General features: G+C 71.8%; 17 protein-coding genes. 7 read left to right on the top strand and 10 right to left on the bottom strand.

Going from position 1 to position 20071, the window contains the following annotated elements:
- Positions 1-138: 138 nt before the first annotated feature.
- Complete coding sequence (locus Csp2054_RS16990) at positions 139-858, bottom strand: DUF3710 domain-containing protein (RefSeq protein ID WP_255252799.1); 720 nt, start codon at positions 856-858, stop codon at positions 139-141.
- Positions 855-1346 (bottom strand): dUTP diphosphatase, encoded by a 492-nt coding sequence (gene dut, locus Csp2054_RS16985; RefSeq protein WP_096900740.1) that lies wholly within the window; start codon positions 1344-1346, stop codon positions 855-857. The genes Csp2054_RS16990 and dut overlap by 4 nt, the downstream gene beginning before the upstream one ends.
- 57 nt (positions 1347-1403) lie before the next feature.
- On the opposite strand from dut, the gene Csp2054_RS16980 reads away from it, so the two are divergent.
- Positions 1404-1844 carry a DUF3093 domain-containing protein gene (locus Csp2054_RS16980; RefSeq protein WP_255252798.1) on the top strand — a complete coding sequence of 147 codons (441 nt, stop codon included), beginning with the start codon at positions 1404-1406 and terminating at the stop codon, positions 1842-1844.
- A gap of 410 nt (positions 1845-2254) precedes the next feature.
- On the opposite strand, the gene Csp2054_RS16975 is transcribed toward Csp2054_RS16980, so the two are convergent.
- Entirely contained in the window at positions 2255-2554 is a 300-nt protein-coding gene (locus Csp2054_RS16975) for a DUF4193 domain-containing protein (RefSeq protein ID WP_031272446.1), read from the bottom strand.
- Positions 2555-2820: 266 nt separating this feature from the next.
- Here Csp2054_RS16975 and sepH point away from each other — a divergent pair, with 266 nt between their 5' ends.
- Positions 2821-3843, top strand: a complete 1023-nt coding sequence (sepH, locus tag Csp2054_RS16970) for a septation protein SepH (protein ID WP_096900739.1) — start codon at positions 2821-2823, stop codon at positions 3841-3843.
- A gap of 126 nt (positions 3844-3969) precedes the next feature.
- Here the strand turns inward: sepH and Csp2054_RS16965 are convergent, their stop codons facing one another.
- Positions 3970-5136 carry an alkaline phosphatase family protein gene (locus Csp2054_RS16965; protein ID WP_176491768.1) on the bottom strand — a complete coding sequence of 389 codons (1167 nt, stop codon included), beginning with the start codon at positions 5134-5136 and terminating at the stop codon, positions 3970-3972.
- Positions 5137-5161: 25 nt separating this feature from the next.
- On the opposite strand from Csp2054_RS16965, the gene Csp2054_RS16960 reads away from it, so the two are divergent.
- On the top strand, positions 5162-7642 hold the full coding sequence (locus Csp2054_RS16960) for a DNA topoisomerase (ATP-hydrolyzing) subunit A (protein ID WP_096900738.1): 2481 nt from the start codon (positions 5162-5164) through the stop codon (positions 7640-7642).
- 274 nt (positions 7643-7916) lie between these two features.
- On the opposite strand, the gene Csp2054_RS16955 is transcribed toward Csp2054_RS16960, so the two are convergent.
- Complete coding sequence (locus Csp2054_RS16955) at positions 7917-10034, bottom strand: type IIA DNA topoisomerase subunit B (RefSeq protein WP_096900737.1); 2118 nt, start codon at positions 10032-10034, stop codon at positions 7917-7919.
- A 191-nt stretch (positions 10035-10225) separates the two neighbouring features.
- Here Csp2054_RS16955 and Csp2054_RS16950 point away from each other — a divergent pair, with 191 nt between their 5' ends.
- On the top strand, positions 10226-10450 hold the full coding sequence (locus tag Csp2054_RS16950) for a hypothetical protein (RefSeq protein WP_096900736.1): 225 nt from the start codon (positions 10226-10228) through the stop codon (positions 10448-10450).
- 70 nt (positions 10451-10520) lie between these two features.
- Here the strand turns inward: Csp2054_RS16950 and Csp2054_RS16945 are convergent, their stop codons facing one another.
- The 5 genes from Csp2054_RS16945 to Csp2054_RS16925 form a co-directional block, all read right to left on the bottom strand.
- Positions 10521-11294 (bottom strand): type 1 glutamine amidotransferase, encoded by a 774-nt coding sequence (locus Csp2054_RS16945; protein WP_096900735.1) that lies wholly within the window; start codon positions 11292-11294, stop codon positions 10521-10523.
- Positions 11291-12550 carry a MurT ligase domain-containing protein gene (locus tag Csp2054_RS16940; protein WP_096900734.1) on the bottom strand — a complete coding sequence of 420 codons (1260 nt, stop codon included), beginning with the start codon at positions 12548-12550 and terminating at the stop codon, positions 11291-11293. Before Csp2054_RS16940 ends, Csp2054_RS16945 begins: the two co-directional genes overlap by 4 nt.
- A gap of 4 nt (positions 12551-12554) precedes the next feature.
- Positions 12555-13856 (bottom strand): RNA polymerase sigma factor, encoded by a 1302-nt coding sequence (locus Csp2054_RS16935; RefSeq protein ID WP_096900733.1) that lies wholly within the window; start codon positions 13854-13856, stop codon positions 12555-12557.
- A gap of 190 nt (positions 13857-14046) precedes the next feature.
- Positions 14047-15366 (bottom strand): MFS transporter, encoded by a 1320-nt coding sequence (locus tag Csp2054_RS16930; RefSeq protein WP_096900732.1) that lies wholly within the window; start codon positions 15364-15366, stop codon positions 14047-14049.
- Between the two features lie 193 nt (positions 15367-15559).
- Positions 15560-16492, bottom strand: coding sequence for a proteasome assembly chaperone family protein (locus tag Csp2054_RS16925; protein ID WP_096900731.1), 933 nt, complete (start codon positions 16490-16492; stop codon positions 15560-15562).
- Positions 16493-16568: 76 nt separating this feature from the next.
- Here Csp2054_RS16925 and Csp2054_RS16920 point away from each other — a divergent pair, with 76 nt between their 5' ends.
- The 3 genes from Csp2054_RS16920 to Csp2054_RS16910 all read left to right on the top strand — a co-directional run.
- Positions 16569-18032 carry a leucyl aminopeptidase gene (locus tag Csp2054_RS16920; RefSeq protein WP_096900730.1) on the top strand — a complete coding sequence of 488 codons (1464 nt, stop codon included), beginning with the start codon at positions 16569-16571 and terminating at the stop codon, positions 18030-18032.
- 156 nt (positions 18033-18188) lie between these two features.
- Positions 18189-19562, top strand: coding sequence for a dihydrolipoyl dehydrogenase (lpdA, locus tag Csp2054_RS16915; RefSeq protein WP_096900729.1), 1374 nt, complete (start codon positions 18189-18191; stop codon positions 19560-19562).
- Between the two features lie 49 nt (positions 19563-19611).
- A partial coding sequence (locus Csp2054_RS16910) for a biotin/lipoyl-containing protein (RefSeq protein ID WP_317951784.1) occupies positions 19612-20071 on the top strand: 460 nt, incomplete at its 3' end.

Raw genomic sequence — 20071 nt, 5'->3', positions numbered from 1 at the left:
CGGTCGGCCTCGGCCGCATCGCCGGCCGCACCCGCGCCGCGCGCCGCGCCCGACGCACCCGTGCCGCGCGCCGCGCCCGACGCACCCGCGTCGGGTCGTGGGTGGTCCTCGTGGTCCCGCACCGTGCCTCCCGGCGGTCTAGACGGCCGACTGGGCGGACTTGGGCATGTGCAGCGGGATGAGGTCGCGCGGCGGCATCGGGGTGGTGCCACGCACCACCACGACGCTGCGGAACAGTTCCTCGATCTCCGTCGCGTCGTCGGGCTGCTCGGCGGCCTTGCCGGCGATCACGCCGCGCAGGAACCACCGGGGTCCGTCCACGCCGATGAAGCGGGCGGGACGCGACCCCTCCGTGACGCCGCCGCCGGTCGCGACCGGAACCTGGGCGCGCAGCTCCGGACCGAAGGGCCCGTCGACCTCGTCGACGACACCGCCCTGGCGTTCGATCTGCTCGGCGATCTGCGCCCGGATCTCGTGCCAGAGCCCGGTCGAGCGCGGGGCGGCGAACGGCTGGACCTGGAGCGTCGACTCGTCGTAGTCGAGCCCGACGGCGACGACCCGCTGCGAGCCCTCCTCGACCTCGAGGCGGAGGTGCAGTCCCTCGCGCGGGAGGACCTTCACCCCGCCGAGGTCGACGTACGGACGGACGAGGTTCGCCTCGGTCTCGTCGTGGGGGCCGTTCTCCGCGCGGTCCGCGGGGGCGGACTTGTCGGTGGCCGCGACCTCGTCGACCTCGTCGACCCCGGCGTCGGCGTCGGTGGCGATGTCCACCTCGGGCGTCGTCTCGGCGACCTCCACGTCGTCGGCGACGGCGTCCGCCACCTCGACCTCGTCACGCTTGCGTCGACCGAACTTCATGCGTGGGTCCCTTCCTGGACGTTGTCTGCGGCGCTGCTGACGGGAGCGCTCCGGTCACCGTAGCCCGACGAGCCGAACCCGCCCTGGCCGCGCACGCTGTCGGGCAGTTCGTCGACACGCGTGAACGACACCCGGGGCACGGGCATGACGATCATCTGCGCGATGCGGTCGCCGACGTGCACCTCGTAGGGTTCGGAGGCGTCGGTGTTGAGGAGCGCGACCTTGACCTCCCCGCGGTAGCCCGCGTCGATCGTGCCCGGCGCGTTCACGATCGTGATGCCGTGCTTCGCCGCGAGGCCGCTCCGCGGGACCACGAACGCCGCGTACCCCTCGGGGAGCGCGATCCGCAGGCCCGTCCCGACCAGCCGCCGCTCACCCGGCTGCAGCACGAGGGCCTCGGCGGAGACGAGGTCGCCGCCGGCGTCCCCGGGGTGGGCGTAGCCGGGAGGGTTCTCCCCGGTCCAGAGCACGTCGACTGGTTCGGTCACGTGTCGAGGGTAGTGCAGGGCGTGACCGTTCCGTGATGTGGCCCGAGTCGTGGTGGGATGGACCCCGTGACCCTGTACCGCGAACGACTCTGGGCGCCGCCCGCGCTCTACCTGGCGACGGCCCTCGTCATCCCCGCCAGCCTGCTCGTCTTCCTCCCGATCAGCGTGCTCGCCGGGGTGCTCGTGGCGATCGGCATGGAGATCGGCGTGCTCGTGCTCCTGTGGGCCCTCGCGCCGACCGTCGAGGTCACGGACACCGAGTTCCGCGCGGGCCGTGCGCACCTGCCGAGGACGGCGGTCGGCGAGGTCGACGGCTACGACGGTGCGGAGGCGACGGCGCAGCGCGGGCCGCAGCTCGACGCCCGGGCGTGGACGCTGTTTCGCGGGTACGTGCGCGGGGTGGTCAAGGTCGAGGTCCGGGACGAGGCCGACCCGACGCCGTACTGGCTCGTGAGCGTGCGGCACCCGGAGCGTGTGGTCGCGGCGCTGCGGAGCTGACGCGGGGGCGCTGCAGGCGCAGGCGGGGTGCAGCGCCCGGGGCGGCCCGGGCGCAACGCGGCGCCCGGGGCGCAACGCGGCGCGTCGTGCAGCCGGTGGCCGGGACGGACGGGAGGCACGTGGCGGCGCCGCCACGTGCCTCCCGTCCGTCCCCGCGCCACCGCGTGCCAGCGTCGGCGAGCGTTCCTTCCCATAGCGTCCGCAGTAGAAAACCGAATCGCTCGTAGGAGGTCGAAAGAATCGACCTCCTACGAGCGATTCGGCAACCCACGCGCGATTCGGTCACCTACGAGCGGTTCGGCACCCCGCGAGCGACAGGCAACCCACGCGCGATCCGGCAGCCGGCACACCCCCGCACGCAGAAGACCCCGCCACCACACCGGTGACGGGGTCGTCGTGACTGTGAGTTGCTACAGTGCCGCGCACTCCGCGCAGACCGGACCGAGCTTCGACTCGTGGTCGAGCTGCGAGCGGTGCTTGACCAGGAAGCACTCGACGCAGGTGAACTCGTCGACCTGGGGCGGGAGGACGACGACGTCGAGGTCGACGTCGGAGAGGTCCTGACCGGCGAGCTCGAACGAGCCCGGGTTGTCGGAATCATCGTCGACGACGCCCGACATCTTGTCGGGGACGCGCTCCTTCAGAGCCTCGATCGACTCCGAGTCAGAGGAGTCGTCGGTCTTCCGGGGGGCGTCGTAATCGGTGGCCATGCCCATCCATTTCTCGTATCGAGAGGTCGTCGCCGGTGATCGGCGGCGACAGTTTGCACCACGACCCGTCAGAGCGCAAACCGAGTGTTCCAGCGGGTCGTCACGGCCGTGCAACCCGTCGTGCCGCCCTGCCATTCCCGCGTCCCGGGGACGTCTGCACGGGACTGACACGGCACGCCCGTGCGCCTCCCCGGGATCGTGCCCGTCCCCCTGCATACTCACGGGGTACGACGCACGACCGTACGCACGCATCGGAAGGCGGAACCATGCAGGACCTGAGAGTCATCGGAGTGGAGTCGGGCGCACTCCTGCTCGCGACGGACGGCGGCACGGAGTACCGGCTGCCCGTCACCTCGTCCCTCCCGGGCCAGGTCCGGCAGGCGAACCCCGAGGGCGGCCCGCAGAAGCGCGTCTCCCCCAAGGACGTGCAGGCCCGGATCCGCGGCGGCGCCGACGCCGCCGACGTCGCGGCCGCGCTGGACGTCGACGTCGAGTACGTCCGGCGGTTCGAGGGGCCCGTGCTCGCCGAGCGCGCGTTCATCCTCGACGCCGCACACCGGGTCCACGTCACCCCGGTCGACGACGAGTCCCCCGACACCTTCGGCGCGGCGATCACGGCGAAGCTCGAGGCCGGCGAGGCCTCGGGGATCGAGTGGGCGTCGTGGAAGCACGTGGAGAACGGCTGGCAGGTGCGGGTCCGCTACACCGCCGGCGAGGTCGAGCACGACGCGCAGTGGCACTTCGACCCGAAGACCTCGACGCTCGTGCCGGACAACGGGGACGCGCACCGGCTCTCGCACACCGACGACGAGGGCATCGCCCCGCGCCTGCGCGCCGTCGAGTACGACCACCAGGACACGGACGGCACCCGGTTCGACTCGGGCGCGTTCCGGGTCGACGAGCCCGACGCGGACGTCGTCGACCCCGAGGTGGCGGAGCGGGCTCCCCTGCGCGCCCCGCTCCCCCGCATCGGTGCGTCCACGCCCGAGGAGCGCGCTCCCGGCAACGAGACAGCCGACCTCCTCGAGGCCCTCCGCCGCCGCCGTGGGGAGCGCGAGGCCGCCGCCTTCACGGAGCACCAGGAGGAGCCGCGCGGAACCTCGATCGGTGTGGTGGACATCCCGCTGCAGGGCTTCGAGGACACCTCGGACACGGCGCCGCAGCCGGAGGCCCGCCCCACGTCCGCCCCGGAGGCCGACGGTCGACCGGAGCGCAAGAAGCGCAACCGTCGTTCGATGCCGAGCTGGGACGAGATCGTCTTCGGCACGCGTCCGGAGGACCCGGCCTGATCCGCGCGGTCCGGCAGGTCCGGACTGGAGGCACGCACCCGCCCCGTCACGCTCGTCGCGTGACGGGGCGGTGCCGTTGACGGGGCGGTGCCGTGCAGGGAGCGGTGCCGTCCAGGGCGGCGGCGCTCAGGCCACGAACGCGCCGGCCAGGCGGAGCGGCACGAAGGTCTCCTCGTCGGTCATGGCGCCGTGCTGGCCGACCATGCGCTTCGGCACCTCGCCCGGCCGCAGCGCCCGGTCGTCGTTGAACGCCCACGAACCGCGCGCCACCACGATGACGTCGCCGATCCGCGGCAGCACCCGGTCGTCGACGGCGCCGAACCAGCCGGCCGCCACCGCCTCGTCGCGGGTCGCCACGTACGCCTTCTTGCCGTACCGGGTCCGCCACGCCGCCACCAGGGCGGGGACGTCGGTGCCGGGGGCGACGGCCAGCTGTCGGCAGCGCGGGTCGCCGGCGATGCCCACGACGTCGGCGAGGAGGACCGGGTCCATCGCGAGGTTGGCGTGCTCCGGGACGTCGAGGACGCCGTGGTCCGCCGTCACGACGACGCCGACGTCGCCGGGCAACCGGGCGTCGAGGCGGGACAGCTCGCCGTCGAGCAGCTCGAGCTCGGCCGTCCACCGGTCGGACTCCCACCCGCGCTTGTGCCCGATCGAGTCGAGCTCGGGGACGTAGAGGTACACGAGGGAACGACCGGTCGCGGTCTCGGCCAGCGCGGCGTCGACCCGCTGGGCGATCGTGTCCGCCGGCACGTACCGCGCGCCGCCGAGGACGTTCGCCGTCATGCCCGAGGCCCGGTAGCGACCCGGGCCGACCACGACCGCCTCGACGCCGAGGGCGTGCGCGCGCGTGAAGAGCGTCTCACCGAGGAACCAGTCCGCCGGCACCTCGTCGTCCCAGCCGCTGAGCAGGTTCATCACCTGCCCGGTGTCCGGGTTCCACCCGCTGTACCCGACGACGCCGTGCGAGCCCGGCGGCCGACCGGTGGTCAGGGTGCTGAGGGCCGCGGCGGTCGTCGTGGGGAAACCGCTCCGCAGCCGCTTGGCCGTGCCGTGCGCCGGCGGCGCCGCGAGCCATCGCGCGTGCCCGGCGCGTGCCTGCAACGCTCCCGCACCGAGGCCGTCGACCAGCACGACGATGGCCGAGCGGGCGGGACGGAGGGTGATCCGTGCCTCCAGTCCGTGCTCCCGCACCCACGCGGCGTCCGCGGCGCCGAGCGCGACGAGGCAACTCGGGATCACGTCGGCGAGGTTCGCGGTGGCGTCGGGGGCCGTCGGTACGCTGGGGGGCACCCCACGATCCTCCCAGAAAGGTCCCATGGCACGCACGGAAGCAGTCGGCCTGCCCGACGGTGAGCGCATCGAGGACGTCGACGTCTCCGAGGAGATGCAGGGCTCGTTCCTCGAGTACGCGTACTCCGTCATCTACTCCCGGGCACTGCCGGACGCGCGCGACGGCCTCAAGCCGGTGCAGCGCCGCATCCTCTACCAGATGTCCGAGATGGGGCTCCGGCCGGACCGCGGGCACGTCAAGAGCGCCCGTGTGACGGGCGAGGTGATGGGCAAGCTGCACCCGCACGGCGACAGCGCGATCTACGACGCCCTCGTGCGGATGGCGCAGCCGTTCACGATGCGCGTGCCGCTCGTCGACGGCCACGGCAACTTCGGCTCGCTCGACGACGGCCCGGCCGCGGCGCGGTACACCGAGGCGCGACTCGCCGAACCGTCGATGGCGATGACGGAGGGCCTGGGCGAGGACGTCGTCGACTTCGTCCCGAACTACGACAACCAGATCATGCAGCCGGGGGTCCTGCCGGCGGCGTTCCCGAACCTGCTGGTCAACGGCGCGTCGGGCATCGCGGTGGGCATGGCGACGAACATGGCGCCGCACAACCTCGGCGAGGTCGTCGAGGCCGCGAAGCACCTCCTCATGAACCCGCAGGCCTCGCTCGAGGAACTGATGGAGTTCGTGCCGGGGCCGGACCTGCCCGGCGGCGGCACGATCGTCGGGCTCTCCGGGGTCCGCGACGCGTACGCCACCGGCCGCGGCTCGTTCCGCACCCGGGCCAAGGTCAGCGTCGAGAACCTCACGCCGCGCAAGGCCGGGCTCGTCGTCACCGAGCTGCCGTACCTGGTGGGGCCGGAGCGCGTGATCGAGAAGGTCAAGGACGGTGTCCAGTCCAAGAAGCTCGTGGGCATCTCGGACGTCAAGGACCTCACCGACCGCAACCACGGCCTGCGCCTCGTCATCGAGATCAAGTCCGGGTTCAACCCCACCGCCGTGCTCGAGCAGCTGTACAAGCACACCCCGCTCGAGGACGGCTTCGGGATCAACAACGTCGCGCTCGTCGACGGGTCGCCGCGGACCCTCGGGCTCCGCGACCTGCTCGACGTGTACGTGCGGCACCGTCTGTCCGTCGTCACCCGACGGTCGGAGTACCGGCTGGCGCGGCGTCGCGAACGGCTGCACCTCGTCGAGGGCCTGCTCGTCGCGATCCTCGACATCGACGAGGTCATCGAGGTCATCCGCTCCTCCGACGACTCCGAGGCCGCACGCTCCCGCCTGCAGACGGTGTTCGACCTGTCCGAGGTGCAGGCCGAGTACATCCTCGAGCTCCGGCTGCGTCGACTGACGAAGTTCTCGCGCCTCGAGCTCGAGGGCGAGCGCGACCAGCTCCTCGCCGATATCGCCGCCCTGGAGGAACTGCTCGGCTCCGACGAACGCCTCCGCGCCCAGGTGTCGCTCGAGCTGACCGAGGTGTCCGACCGGTTCGCGACGCCGCGCCGCACGCTCCTGACCGAGGCCGACGCCCCGGTCCGCGGCGGACGCAAGGCCGCGGTGGACCCGGAGTCGCTGCAGATCGCCGACTCCCCCTGCCGCGTCATCCTCTCCACCACGGGGCGGCTCGTCCGCGTCGACATCCCGGAGACCGACCTCGGGATCGTGCGCGTGCCGAAGCGCTCGAAGCACGACGCCGTGCGGTCCTCGGTGGTCTCGACGGTCCGCGGTGAGCTCGGGGCGCTGACCTCGACGGGCCGCGTGCTGCGGTTCTCGCCGGTCGACGTGCCCGCGGTCCCGCCCGCCTCCGTCCGACTCGACGCGGGTGTCCGGGTCACCGAGTACCTCGGCGTGCCGAAGACGGAGACCGTCGTCGCGCTGATCGCCCTCGGCTCCGAGGACTCGCTCGCGATCGGCACCGCGCAGGGCGTCGTCAAGCGCGTCGTCGCGGGGGCCTGGCCGGACAAGCCCGAGGTCGTCGCCATCGGGTTGAAGCCGGGCGACTCGGTCGTCGGTGCCACGCAGGCACCGGAGGACGAGGACCTCGTGTTCATCACGTCGAACGCGCAGCTCCTGCGGTTCCCCGCGTCGGGCGTCCGACCGCAAGGGCTCCCCGCCGGTGGTGTCGCGGGCGTGGCGCTGGCTGCCGGAGCGTCGGTGATCTGGTTCGGCGCGGTCCCCCGGTCCGACGACGCCGTGGTCGCCACCGTGTCGACGTCGTCCTCGGCGCTGCCGGGCACCGACAACGGGCGCGCGAAGGTGTCGGCGCTGACGGAGTTCCCGGCAAAGGGCCGCGCGACCCAGGGTGTCCGGGCGCACGCGTTCCTGAAGGGCGAGGACGGGCTCACCGTGGCGTGGGCGGGCATCGCACCGCCGCACGCGGTGGGACCGGACGGCGCCGCACGGACCCTGCCCGACTGGTTGTCGAAGCGCGACGGCTCGGGCAGCCCGCTCGACGCCGTGGTCGGCACGATCGGCGGGAGCGCGGCGGCGCTCGACGGGACCGCCGGCGAGGCGTAGGCCGCGCGCGGCGCGGGGCGGCGGTCGGCGCGGTCGCGGCATCTGTCGCTTTCGCGAAAGCGACAGTTCGCACGCGTCCGCCGCCAGCACTCTGTCGCTTTTGCGAAAGCGACAGATCCCACGCGTCCGCCGCCAGCACTCTGTCGCTTCCGCAGCAGGGACGACACCACGGCCCGCCACGCTGTCGCTTTCGCAGCGCGAACGCCCGCGCGCCGAGAGCGACCGCGACACACCGGCCACCGGTCGTCAGCGGCCGCGCAGTGCGCGCGCCCGACTACGCGTCGATGCGGTCGCGGTCGAGGCCCTCGCCGGCCAGGATGAACTCCTTGCGCGGCGCGACGTCGTTCCCCATCAGCAGCTCGAACACCTTCGCCGCGTTCTCGGCGTCGGGCACGTTCACCCGCCGGAGCGTCCGGTGCGTGCGGTCCATCGTGGTCTCGGCGAGCTGGTCGGCGTCCATCTCCCCCAGACCCTTGTACCGCTGGATCGGCTCCTGGTACTTCTTGCCCTGCTTCTCGAGCTTCTTCAGCACCGCCTGCAGCTCGGCCTCGGAGTAGGTGTAGAGCGTGTCGTTCGCCTTGCCGCGGTTCACCACGACGACCCGGTGCAGCGGCGGGACGGCGGCGAAGACCCGGCCCTGCTCGATCATCGGCCGCATGTACCGGAAGAACAGCGTCAGCAGGAGCGTGCGGATGTGCGCCCCGTCGACGTCGGCGTCGGACATGATGATGACCTTGCCGTAGCGGGCCTGGTCGATCTCGAACGTCCGACCCGATCCGGCGCCGATCACCTGGATGATCGACGCGCACTCGGCGTTCGAGAGCATGTCGGACACGGACGCCTTCTGCACGTTGAGGATCTTGCCCCGGATCGGCAGCAGCGCCTGGTACTCGCTGTTGCGGGCGAGCTTGGCGGTGCCGAGCGCGGAGTCGCCCTCGACGATGAAGAGCTCGGTGCCCTCGGCGTCCTGCTTGCGGCAGTCGGCGAGCTTCGTCGGCAGCGAGGAGTTCTCGAGCGCGTTCTTCCGCCGCTGGGTCTCCTTGTGGGCACGTGCGGAGATGCGGGTCTTCATCTCGGCGACGACCTTCTCGAGCAGCGTTGCGGCCTGGGCCCTCTCGGCGCGCTGGGTCGACGTCAGGATCTCGGTGAGGCGCTTCGACACGACCTGGTCGACGATCTTCCGGACCGCGGGCGTGCCGAGGACCTCCTTCGTCTGCCCCTCGAACTGCGGCTCGGGCAGGCGGACGGTGAGCACGGCGGTCATCCCCGCGAGGACGTCGTCCTTCTCGAGCTTGTCCTGTCCGACCTTGAGCTTGCGGGCGTTCGCCTCGACCTGGGCGCGGACGGCCTTGACGACCCCGGACTCGAAGCCGTTCTGGTGCGTCCCACCCTTCGGCGTCGCGATGATGTTCACGAAGCTGCGGAAGGCGGTCTCGTAGCCGGTGCCCCAGCGGAGTGCCAGGTCGACCTCGCACTCGCGCGACACCGCGGTGGACACCATGTGGCCCTGGTCGTCGAGCATCGGCACGGTCTCCGTGAAGGTCCCAGTGCCCTGGATGCGCCAGACGTCGGTCACGGCGGAGTCGACGGCGAGGTGCTCGACGAACTCACTGATCCCGCCCTCGTAGCGGAAGCGCTCGATCACGGGGCCGGACTCGACCGGCGCCCCCGTGGCGACGGCGCGCGCCGCGGCGGCCTCGATCGACGAGGGCCGCGCATCGGTGATGGTGATGCCGAGCCCCGGCACCAGGAAGGCGGTCTGCCGGGCGCGGTTCACGAGGTCTTGCGTGCTGAAGCGGGCGTCCGGGGTGAAGATCTGCCGGTCGGCCCAGTACCGGATGCGCGATCCGGTCACGCCCTTCTTGACCTTGCCGACCACGCGCAACTCGCTGCCCGAGGTGAACGGCGTGAAGGGTGCGTCGGGCCCGTCACCCGAGAACGTGCCCGGTTCGCCGCGGTGGAACGACATCGCGTAGGTCTTGCCGCCACGGTCGACCTCGACATCGAGCCGCTCCGACAGCGCGTTGACGACGGAGGCACCGACCCCGTGGAGCCCGCCGGACGCCGCGTAGGAGCCGGAGCCGAACTTGCCGCCGGCGTGCAGCTTGGTGAACACGACCTCGACACCGGTCAGCCCGGTCTTCGGCTCGACGTCGACCGGGATGCCCCGGGCGGTGTCCTGCACCTCGACCGAGCCGTCCTCGTGCAGCACGACACCGATCTCGTCGCCGTACCCGGCGAGGGCTTCGTCCACGGAGTTGTCGATGATCTCCCAGAGGCAGTGCATGAGCCCGCGCGAGTCGGTCGACCCGATGTACATGCCCGGACGCTTGCGGACCGCCTCGAGCCCTTCGAGGACGGAGAGATGACGCGCGGAGTAGTCGGAGCTCACCCGACGATGCTACTGAGCCGCACCGACACCCACGGCGCTGACACTCTGTCTGGGGACAGCGGGTCCGCGCTGAGCGAAACGTGCCCCGATCGTGCCGTACATCCAGGCATCACGTGTTGAAATGGTCAGCAACCGGCACCCGTTGGGTGGAACCACCGGCACCCGACCTGCGATCCGTGAGGAGCACAGCAATGACCCAGACCGTGCAGGACCTCTCCATCGACGAATTCGGCAGCAACCAGCTCACCGCTGCTGACCGCTGCGACAGCTGCGGAGCGCAGGCCTACATCCGAGCCACCATGGCCAGCGGCGAACTCCTCTTCTGCGCGCACCACGGCGCACAGTTCAAGGACAAGCTCGCCGCCACCGCCATCGAGTGGCACGACGAGAGCAGCCGACTCTACGAGTCGAAGTAGCGTCCGACACCACAGACGGGAGGCGCGGTGCCAGCTGGCACCGCGCCTCCCGTCTGTCGTCCGGTCGCCGTCAGGCGATCCGCTTGAACGCCTTGTCGACGTAGCGGTCGATGGTGGCCCGCGCTTCGCGCGCGTACCGGTCGATCCACGCCGTGCGCTCGGCGTCGGGCGCGTACTCGCGTCCGAGTCGGGCCGCCGCGGCGGCGAGGACCCCGTCGGTCAGCTGCGGGTTGAGCGGCAGGATCGGGCCTTGCGTGTGGGTGCCGAAGGAGTTCCCGACGATCGCGCCCTCGACCGGGACGCCCGCCTGGTTGCCGCCGCCCGACACGACGTCGGCGAACGGGCTGACACCGTCGGCGAGCTCGATGCGGGTGGCGTGGTCCTCGAACCCGGCGATGCGGGTGGGGGCACCGCCGAGCAACGGGTAGCGGGTCTCGAGGACGAAGTAGTTCACGCGACGCTCGGCACCGCGGACGGCTCGGGCGTCGAAGATCCCGAACCCCGTGACGTCGGCGCCGTCGGTCGCGACCACCGTGTTCGTCGACAGGTCGAATCCGCCGCCGACCGCGACGACGGGGACCCCGGCGGCCGCGAGCTCGCGGAGCGGTGCCCCGACGCGTGCGACGTCGGCTCCGAGGGACCGCATCGCGCTGAGCGGGCCGTTGCCGATCACGACGACGTCCGCCGTGGTGGGCAGGGGGTCGCCCGGGGCGTACTCGACGACCTCGGTGGCGATGTCGGCGGCCCCGGCTCGGCGGACGAGGGCTGCGACGTTGCCGCGGTCCCCCGAGACGCCCATCTGCCGCGGGTACACGTGCAGGATGGTCAACCGGTCGGCGGTCATGCCGTCTTCTCCATGTCCGGGTGGCCGAGGGCCTTGCGGGCGATCATCATGATCTCGTAGTTGACGATGAAGTTCTTCGTCCCGCTGGTCGTCGAGCCGAGCTGCTCCATCCGGCGGATCGCCTTCTCGACGTCGGGTTCGACGATGCCGATCCGGACGCCCGCGTGCTCGAGGGCGATGGCGATCTGCCAGGCCTTGTCGCCGGAGACGACGTCCACGTGGTCGAGTTTCGAGAAGTCGATGTCGTAGATCCAGGAGATGTCCGGCGTGCCCTCGTCGATCGCCATGAGGACCTGCTCGGGGCGGTCCGGGAGCGCGTCGAGGTTGAGCTGGAGGCTCGCGGCGTTCTTGAACATCGTGAACTCGGCCGACTCGCCCGCGATGGGGAGCCGCTCGCCACGGCCGTACGCCGGCTTCATCGTGCCGAACGCCTTCGTCACCGCGTCGGCGCGGAACTGGTCGCCGAGGGCCGCACTCGCCGTCGCGGTCGCCGCGGCCGCGTCCACCGCGTAGTGGAGACCACGGGCCGGCAGCCGCACCGGGATGTCGGCGCCGGCGAACCGGATGGTCGCCCCGTCGCCGGTGTGTGCCACGACCTCGGCGTCGGCGACGTTCGGCACGGCGTCCTGCCGGTCGAAGTCGTCGGCGTTCTGCAGGCCGTTCGGCGCCGCGGCCACGACCTCGGCGCTCGCACCGAAGCGGAGCACCTGCTGGCCGGGGGTGCCGACGTAGGCGTCGAGGAACTGGTCGTCACGGTTCGTGATGACGTTGCGTCCGGAGAGCGCCGCGGTGTCGAGCATCATCGTGGCGACGCGCTCGGTCTCGAAGAACCGGTAGAGCTGGTCGACCTGGACGTTGAGCATCGTGACCGTGGACGGCGACAGGATGCCCGCGAGCTCGACCGCGAACGCCTCGTCGACCTCGAGGATGCCGATGTCGGCCTTGAGCCGGCCGGTCAACGACACCTCGGAGAGGAGCGCCGACGCGATGCCCTGCGGCAGGTTCGCCCCGGACGGGTTCGTGAAGACGCGCAGCCCGTGGGCGCGGACGATGTCGGAGATCATGTGGGTCGTCGTCGACTTGCCGTTCGACCCGAGCACGAAGACGACGCCGTTCGGGAACTGCTTCGTCACGTGCTGCAGGAAGTCCGGCACGAGCTTGAGGACGATGTACCCGGGGTAGGCGGACCCCCCGCCCCGCGCACGAGCGAGGGCACGGAGGATCCGACCGACGATGATCGGGATGAGGAAGCGCATCGGCCTACTCGAGGTAGTCGCGCAGCGACTGCGACCGCGACGGGTGGCGGAGCTTCGCCATCGTCTTCGACTCGATCTGGCGGATGCGCTCGCGCGTCACGCCGAACGTGTCACCGATCTGGTCGAGGGTCTTCGGCTGGCCGTCGCCGAGCCCGAAGCGCATGCGGATGACGCCCGCCTCACGCTCGGACAGCGAGTCGAGCAGGCTCTCGAGCTGCTTCTGCAGCATCGTGAAGCCCACCGCGTCGGCCGGCACGACCGCCTCGGTGTCCTCGATGAGGTCACCGAACTCGGAGTCACCGTCCTCGCCGAGCGGCGTGTGGAGGGAGATCGGCTCGCGGCCGTACTTCTGCACCTCGACGACCTTCTCCGGGGTCATGTCGAGCTCGCGGGCGAGCTCTTCCGGAGTGGGTTCGCGACCGAGGTCCTGCAGCATCTGCCGCTGGACGCGCGCGAGCTTGTTGATGACCTCGACCATGTGCACCGGGATGCGGATGGTGCGCGCCTGGTCCGCCATGGCACGGGTGATCGCCTGACGGATCCACCACGTCGCGTAGGTCGAGAACTTGAAGCCCTTGGTGTAGTCGAACTTCTCGACGGCGCGGATGAGACCGAGGTTGCCCTCCTGGATGAGGTCCAGGAACTGCATGCCACGGCCGGTGTAGCGCTTCGCGAGCGAGACGACGAGGCGGAGGTTCGCGCCGAGCAGGTGCGACTTCGCGCGCTGACCGTCACGGGCGACCCACCGGAGCTCGCGCTCCTCGGGCTTGGACAGGCCGGTCGAGTGCTGCAGCTTGTCCTCGGCGAACAGACCGGCCTCGATGCGCATCGCGAGCTCGACCTCCTGCTCGGCGTTGAGCAGCGCGACCTTGCCGATCTGCTTCAGGTAGTCCTTCACCGGGTCCGCGGTGGCACCCGTGATGGTGGTCGAGTAGACCGGGGCCTCGTCGTCGTCGGACTGGGAGATGACGAGCGCGCCGGCGGCGACCGCGGCCGCCTCGGCCTTGGTGTCCTTCGGGGCGTCCTCGTCGGCCTCCTCGGCGTCGGCGGTGTCGTCCGCCGACTCGTCCACGGGCTCGACGGGCTCGTCGTCGAGGTCCTCGTCGTCCTCGGCCTTGGCCTTCTTGCCGCCCTTGGCGGCGGTCTTCTTCGGCGCGGCCTTCTTGGCCGGTGCCTTGGTGGCGCGCTTCTTCGGCGCAGCCGTGCCCTCGGTCGCGGCGGCGTCCGCCGTCGTGCCCTCGGTGGTGCCGTCGTCCGCGGCAGCGGTGTCCTTCGTGGGATCGATCGTCGTGCTCCGGGCAGCCATGCGATCACCTCTCTCGTCGTGCCACGTTCGTGGGGTCGTGGCCTCCCTCGCCGCCCAGGGCCGTCGCCGCAGTCCCCCGCGTCGTCCGGTCCTACCAATCCGGGCAGCACTAGGACCCATGTCAAGTCCCCGGGTTTCCGCGCACTCGGAGGAGTGGTTGGTCACGTGGGGGCCGATGGGTCCGTAGTCATTATTGCACGCCGCGCTTCCGCACACGTGCAACGAGTGCAACCCACAGCGGACCGACGCGTATTCCCTCCCGCTCGTGCAGGAACCGTCGGGTCCGGCGCCGGGCGTGCAGCAGCATGGCGACCCCGAACCCGACCACGACGTACTGCACCGTGAGGGCGACGCGGAAGTTGTCCCACGCGAAGACCGTGCGGCCCGTCGCCCGCGACACCGCGTCGAGCAGGGTCCCGATGAGGAACATCATCACGAAGGCCGCCAGGAAGCCCCCGACGTTGACGAGTCCGTTGGCCGAGCCCAACGCGCCCACCGGGTTGAACGAGCGCGCGAAGTCGAACCCGATGAGCGAACCCGGGCCGCCGATCCCCATCGCCACGACGAGCAGCACGAGCAACCAGGTCGGCGGGTGGCCCGGCCAGACCAGGACGGCGGTCCACACCGCCGCGAGGAGCGCGACGCAGCCGAGCACGAGGTTCGACCGACGGAGCGGGTACCGCGCGCAGAGGACGCCGAGGGCCGGGCCGGCGACGAACCCGGTGACGACGATCACGGTCAGGAACCCGGCCGCCTCGGTCGGCGAGTACCCGAGCCCGCGGAGCATCGGCACGCCCCAGAGCAGGGAGAACACCGTTCCGGACGACTGGCTGACGTAGTGCGACCAGAACCCGAGCTGCGTGCCCGGACGACGGACCGCGTGCCCGAAGGTGCGGAACGCGCCGCTCCACGAGTGCGGGAGCGGGATCGCGCCGGTGCGCACCGGGACGGGCCCGTTGCGGACGAACACGAACGCGAGCACCAGGCCGACGGCTCCCGCACCCGCGGCCACCCCGTAGGCGACACCCCACCCGGCCGTGTGCAGGAGCAGGGCGAACGGGAACGCCGACAGCACCTGCCCGAGCTGACCGAGGTTGCCCGTCCACTGCGAGATCTGCGGCAGGATCCGGCCGCTGAACCACATCGGCAGCAGCCGGATCACGGAGATGAAGGTCATCGCGTCGCCCGCCCCCACGAGGACGCGTCCGGCGACCGCGGGACCGATCGTCGGCGAGACCGCCACGACGGCCTGGCCGGCGACGAGGAGCGCGGCGCCCACCAGCACGAGCCGCCGGGGTCCGAAGCGGTCGAGCGCGATGCCCACCGGGATCTGCAGCGCCGCGTACACGGCGATCTGCACGACGGCGAGCGTCGACAGCACGGCCGCCGACACCGCGAAGCGCTCCTGCGCATCGACGCCCGAGACCCCCAGCGTGGAGCGCTGGACGACGGCGAGCACGTAGGCGAGCACCGCGACGCCCCAGACGAGGAAGGCGCGGCGGGAGTTCACGCGGCCAGGTTACCGGCGCGGCGTGGCCGCGACGGCCACGCGCCCCGGCCTGTGGAGAACGCGGCGTGTGGAGAACGCGGCCTGTGGAGGACGCGAGCCGGGTGGCGGGGGCGGGTCGTGCCTCCAGACCGGATCGGCCGGGAGGCCCGCCGTCCGTCCGTCGCCCGCCCCCCTCCGCCGTGTGCGCACCACCTCAGTCGGTGGTGCCGTCCTCCTGTCCGCGGCGGTCCGCCAGGAAGCGCTCGAGCTCCGCCGCGATGGCGTCCGCGGTGGGCACCTGTCCGTCGACGCCGGTCAGCGGCGAGCCGAGCGGGTTGCCCGCCATGTACTCGTCGTGGCGCTCCTCGAGCACCGAGACGAGCCGCTGCAGCTCGCCGTTGCCGGCCACCTGCTCGTCGACGCGGGCGAGGAACTCCCGCCCCTCCTCGCGCAGCGCGTCGGACGGGAAGATCAGCCCGGTGGCCGCCGAGATGGCGGACAGCGCCGCGACGCCAGCGTCCGGGAACTCGGTGTCCGACAGGTAGTGCGGGACGAGCAGGACGAGGCCGGTGACCTCGGCGCCGCGTCCGGCGAGCCGGTGCTCCACCAGGTGCAGCACGTTCGCCGGCGCCTGCGTCTCCGGCTTCCACACGCTCATCTGCTCGACCAGGTCCGCGCGGGTGCCGGACACCGTCATCCGGATCGGACGGGTGTGCGGCACCGGCATCGGGATCGACTGCACCCAGGTGGTGTCGACGACCTGGAGCTGCTCGGCGAGGTCGGTGACGGCCCGCACGAAGGCGTTCCAGCGGAAGTCGGGCTCGTAGCCGGACAGGAACAGGAACGGCTGGCCGAGCTCGTCGCGGACGAGGGACAGCGTCAGGCGCGGCACGGTGACCGACTCGATGTGGTCGTGCGCGAACGCGATCACCGGACGGCGGGCACGCCAGTCGAGCAGCACGTCCGGGTCGAACTCGACGAGCGTGGTGCCGTCGAGGGACCCCTCGATCGTCGTCGTCAGCTGCGCCACGGCCGATCCGGCGTCCGCGAACCCGGTCAACGCCGCGACGAGGTGCAGTCCGGCCGGCACCTCGGGGGCACCGTCCACGAAGGAGTAGAGGTCGTCCTGGTGGCTCACCGTCCCCATGCTAGGCGGGCCGCGACGGCCTCCAGGGCACCGCGCCCACGCCGACAGCGAACGACGCGTGGATAGGGTTGGGGGCATGGTCGTACCGATCCTCTCCACCGTCTCGTCCACCGCAGCCGAAACCGAGGCCGACGTCCTCGTCGTCGGGGTCCGACCGGGGGTGGACGGCGGGCCCGCCACCGTCGTCGGCGCCGACGTGCTCGCCGACCTCGACCTCGCCGCGATCGGCGCCACCGGCGCGAAGGACCAGCTCGTCCGGCTGCCCGGCACGGGTGTCGCCGCCGGTTCGGTCGCCCTGATCGGCCTCGGCCCCGTGCTCGACGCCGCCGCGCTGCGGAGCGCCGCGGGCAGCGCCGTCCGGCAGCTCCCGCTCGTCGGGTCGATCGCGGTCGCGCTGCCGACCGACACCGCGGAGCTCGTCGAGGCCGCCCTCGAGGGCGCGGCCCTCGGTTCCTACGCCTTCACCCGGCACAAGGGCGCCGGGACCACCGGCCCGACGCGGGGCGACCAGCGCATCGCCGTCCTCGCCCCGGCGGACGTCGCGGTCGACACGGCGCGGGCGTCCGCCGTCGCCGAGGCCGCCTCGACGGTCCGCGACCTCGTGAACACCGCCGCGGGCGACCTCGGCCCGGCGGACGTGGCGGCCGTCGCCCAGGAGCTCGCCGCAGACCTGCCGCTGACGGTCGAGGTGCTCGACGAGCAGGCCCTCGAGGAGCAGGGCTTCGGCGGCATCCTCGGCGTCGGCCGGGGCTCCGTCCGTCCGCCGCGGCTCGTCGTCGTCCGCTACGAGCCCGCCGGGGCGAGCAAGCACCTCGCCCTCGTCGGCAAGGGCATCACGTTCGACTCCGGCGGGCTCTCGCTCAAGCCCGCCGCGTCGATGCTCGGCATGAAGACCGACATGACCGGGGCGGCGACCGTGCTCGCGGCGACCGTCGCGGCCGCACGGCTCGGGCTCGACACCCGGGTCACGGCGTGGCTGTGCCTCGCCGAGAACATGCCGTCCGGTTCCGCCACCCGCCCCGGGGACGTCCTCACGCTGAAGAACGGCAAGACCGTCGAGGTGACGAACACCGACGCCGAGGGGCGACTCGTCCTCGGCGACGGCATCGCCGCGGCGTCGCTCGAACAGCCCGACGCCGTCGTCGACGTCGCGACGCTGACCGGGGCGCAGGTCGTCGCGCTCGGTGACCGCACCACCGGGCTGATGGGCAGCGACGACCTCGTGGCCCGGGTCCGCGCGGTCGCCGACGCCGTCGCGGAGCCGATCTGGCCGATGCCGCTCCCGGAGGAGCTCGACGCCCGGCTCGCCAGCGACGTCGCCGACATGGTGAACGCCACGGTCGGCAACCCCGCGGGCGGCATGCTGCTCGCCGGCAAGTTCCTCGAGCGCTTCGTGGGCGAGGGCATCCCGTGGGCGCACCTCGACATCGCCGGCCCCTCGGAGCACAAGGGCGGCGGCTACGGATGGCTCGGGAAGGGCGCCACGGGCGTCATGGTCCGCACGCTCATCCGGCTCGCAGAAGAGCTCCAGTCCAGGTAGTAGGTTTGACCCGGCGGGGCGGTCGCGCACGCGCACTCCCCCGCCGGACCCACACGGGACGGGACCGGAACCACACGGTCCGACCGTGGGACGCCGCTCGCCGCGGTGTCCACGGGACCTGACCGGTCCCGAACACGCACGAGGGAGTTGCACCAGGTGACGGAACAGACTTACGACGTCGTGGTCCTCGGTGGCGGCAGCGGCGGGTACGCCGCAGCGCTCCGGGCCGCCGAGCTCGGGATGAGCGTCGCGCTCGTCGAGGGAGACAAGCTCGGAGGGACGTGTCTGCACCGCGGGTGCATCCCGACCAAGGCGCTGCTCCACGCGGCCGAGGTCGCCGACGCGACGCGCGACGCCGAGAAGTACGGCGTCGTCGCCGACTTCGCCGGGGTCGAGGTCCCGAAGGTCATCGAGTACCAGCAGGGCGTCATCTCGTCGAAGTACAAGGGCCTCCAGGGCCTGATCAAGGCGCGGAAGATCACCGTCGTCGAGGGCTGGGGTCGGCTGACCTCCCAGAACACCGTCCAGGTCGGCGACCAGACGGTCACCGGCCGCAACGTCGTGCTCGCCACGGGCTCCTACTCGAAGTCGCTGCCCGGTCTCGAGATCGGCGGCCGCGTGATCACGTCCGAGACCGCGCTGAAGATGGACTACGTGCCGAACAAGGTCGTCATCCTCGGTGGTGGCGTCATCGGTGTCGAGTTCGCCAGCGTGTGGAAGTCGTTCGGCGCCGAGGTCACGATCGTCGAGGGTCTGCCCCACCTCGTCCCGGCCGAGGACGAGTCGATGTCGAAGCAGCTCGAGCGCGCGTTCCGCAAGCGCGGCATCGAGTTCTCGCTCGGGGTGCGCTTCCAGGGCGTCGAGCAGCACGAGAACGGCGTCGTGGTGACGCTCGAGGACGGCAAGACCTTCGAGGGCGACGTCCTCCTGGTCGCCGTCGGCCGTGGCCCGCTCACCCAGAACATGGGCTTCGAGGAGGTCGGCGTCGCGATGGACCGCGGGTTCGTCACGACGAACGAGCGCCTCGCCACCAACCTCCCGGGCGTCTACGCGGTCGGCGACATCGTCCCCGGTCTGCAGCTCGCGCACCGCGGCTTCCAGCAGGGCATCTTCGTCGCCGAGGAGATCGCCGGCCTGAACCCGGTCGTCATCTCGGACACGAACATCCCGAAGATCACCTACTCCGACCCCGAGGTCGCCTCCGTCGGTCTCTCCCAGGCCAAGGCCGAGGAGCAGTACGGCTCCGACAAGGTGGACACGTACGAGTACAACCTCGCGGGCAACGGCAAGAGCCACATCATCGGCACCTCCGGTTCGGTGAAGGTCGTCCGCGTGGTCGACGGCCCGGTCGTCGGGGTGAGCATGATCGGCGCGCGCGTCGGCGAGCTCATCGGCGAGGCACAGCTCGCCGTCAACTGGGAGGCCTACCCCGAGGACATCGCGCCGCTGGTGCACGCGCACCCGACGCAGAACGAGGCGCTCGGCGAGGCCTTCCTGCACCTCGCGGGCAAGCCCCTCCACGCACTGTGAACACCATGACCACCACCACGAACCACCCCTGCGAAGAGGAGTCCACCCGATGAGCGAATCCGTCAACCTCCCGGCGCTCGGGGAGAGCGTCACCGAGGGCACGGTCACCCGATGGCTGAAGAACGTCGGTGACCGGGTCGAGGTCGACGAGCCGCTGCTCGAGGTCTCGACCGACAAGGTCGACACCGAGATCCCGTCGCCGATCGCCGGCGTCGTCGAGGAGATCCTCGTGCAGGAGGACGAGACCGTCGAGGTCGGCACCGCGCTGGTGAAGATCGGCGACGGCTCCGGCGACTCCGGTTCCTCGGACGACCAGGGCTCGGCCGACGAGCAGGGCTCCTCCGACGAGGCCGCCGCGCAGGCGACCGAGCCGGAGCCCGCTCCGAGCACCGAGCAGCAGGAGGAGGCGAAGGCTCCCGAGCCGCAGCAGGCCGACCCGGCTCCGGGTGGCCAGACGCAGCCCGCGGCCCCGCAGGCCCCCTCGGCTCCGCCCGCCGCCGCTCCGGTGC

Origin of the sequence: Curtobacterium sp. 'Ferrero' (assembly GCF_002412165.1) — a bacterium.
Classification (GTDB): Bacteria; Actinomycetota; Actinomycetes; order Actinomycetales; family Microbacteriaceae; genus Curtobacterium.
Note: the sequence above shows the minus strand (reverse complement) of the source record. Positions and strands in the feature narration are given on the sequence as shown.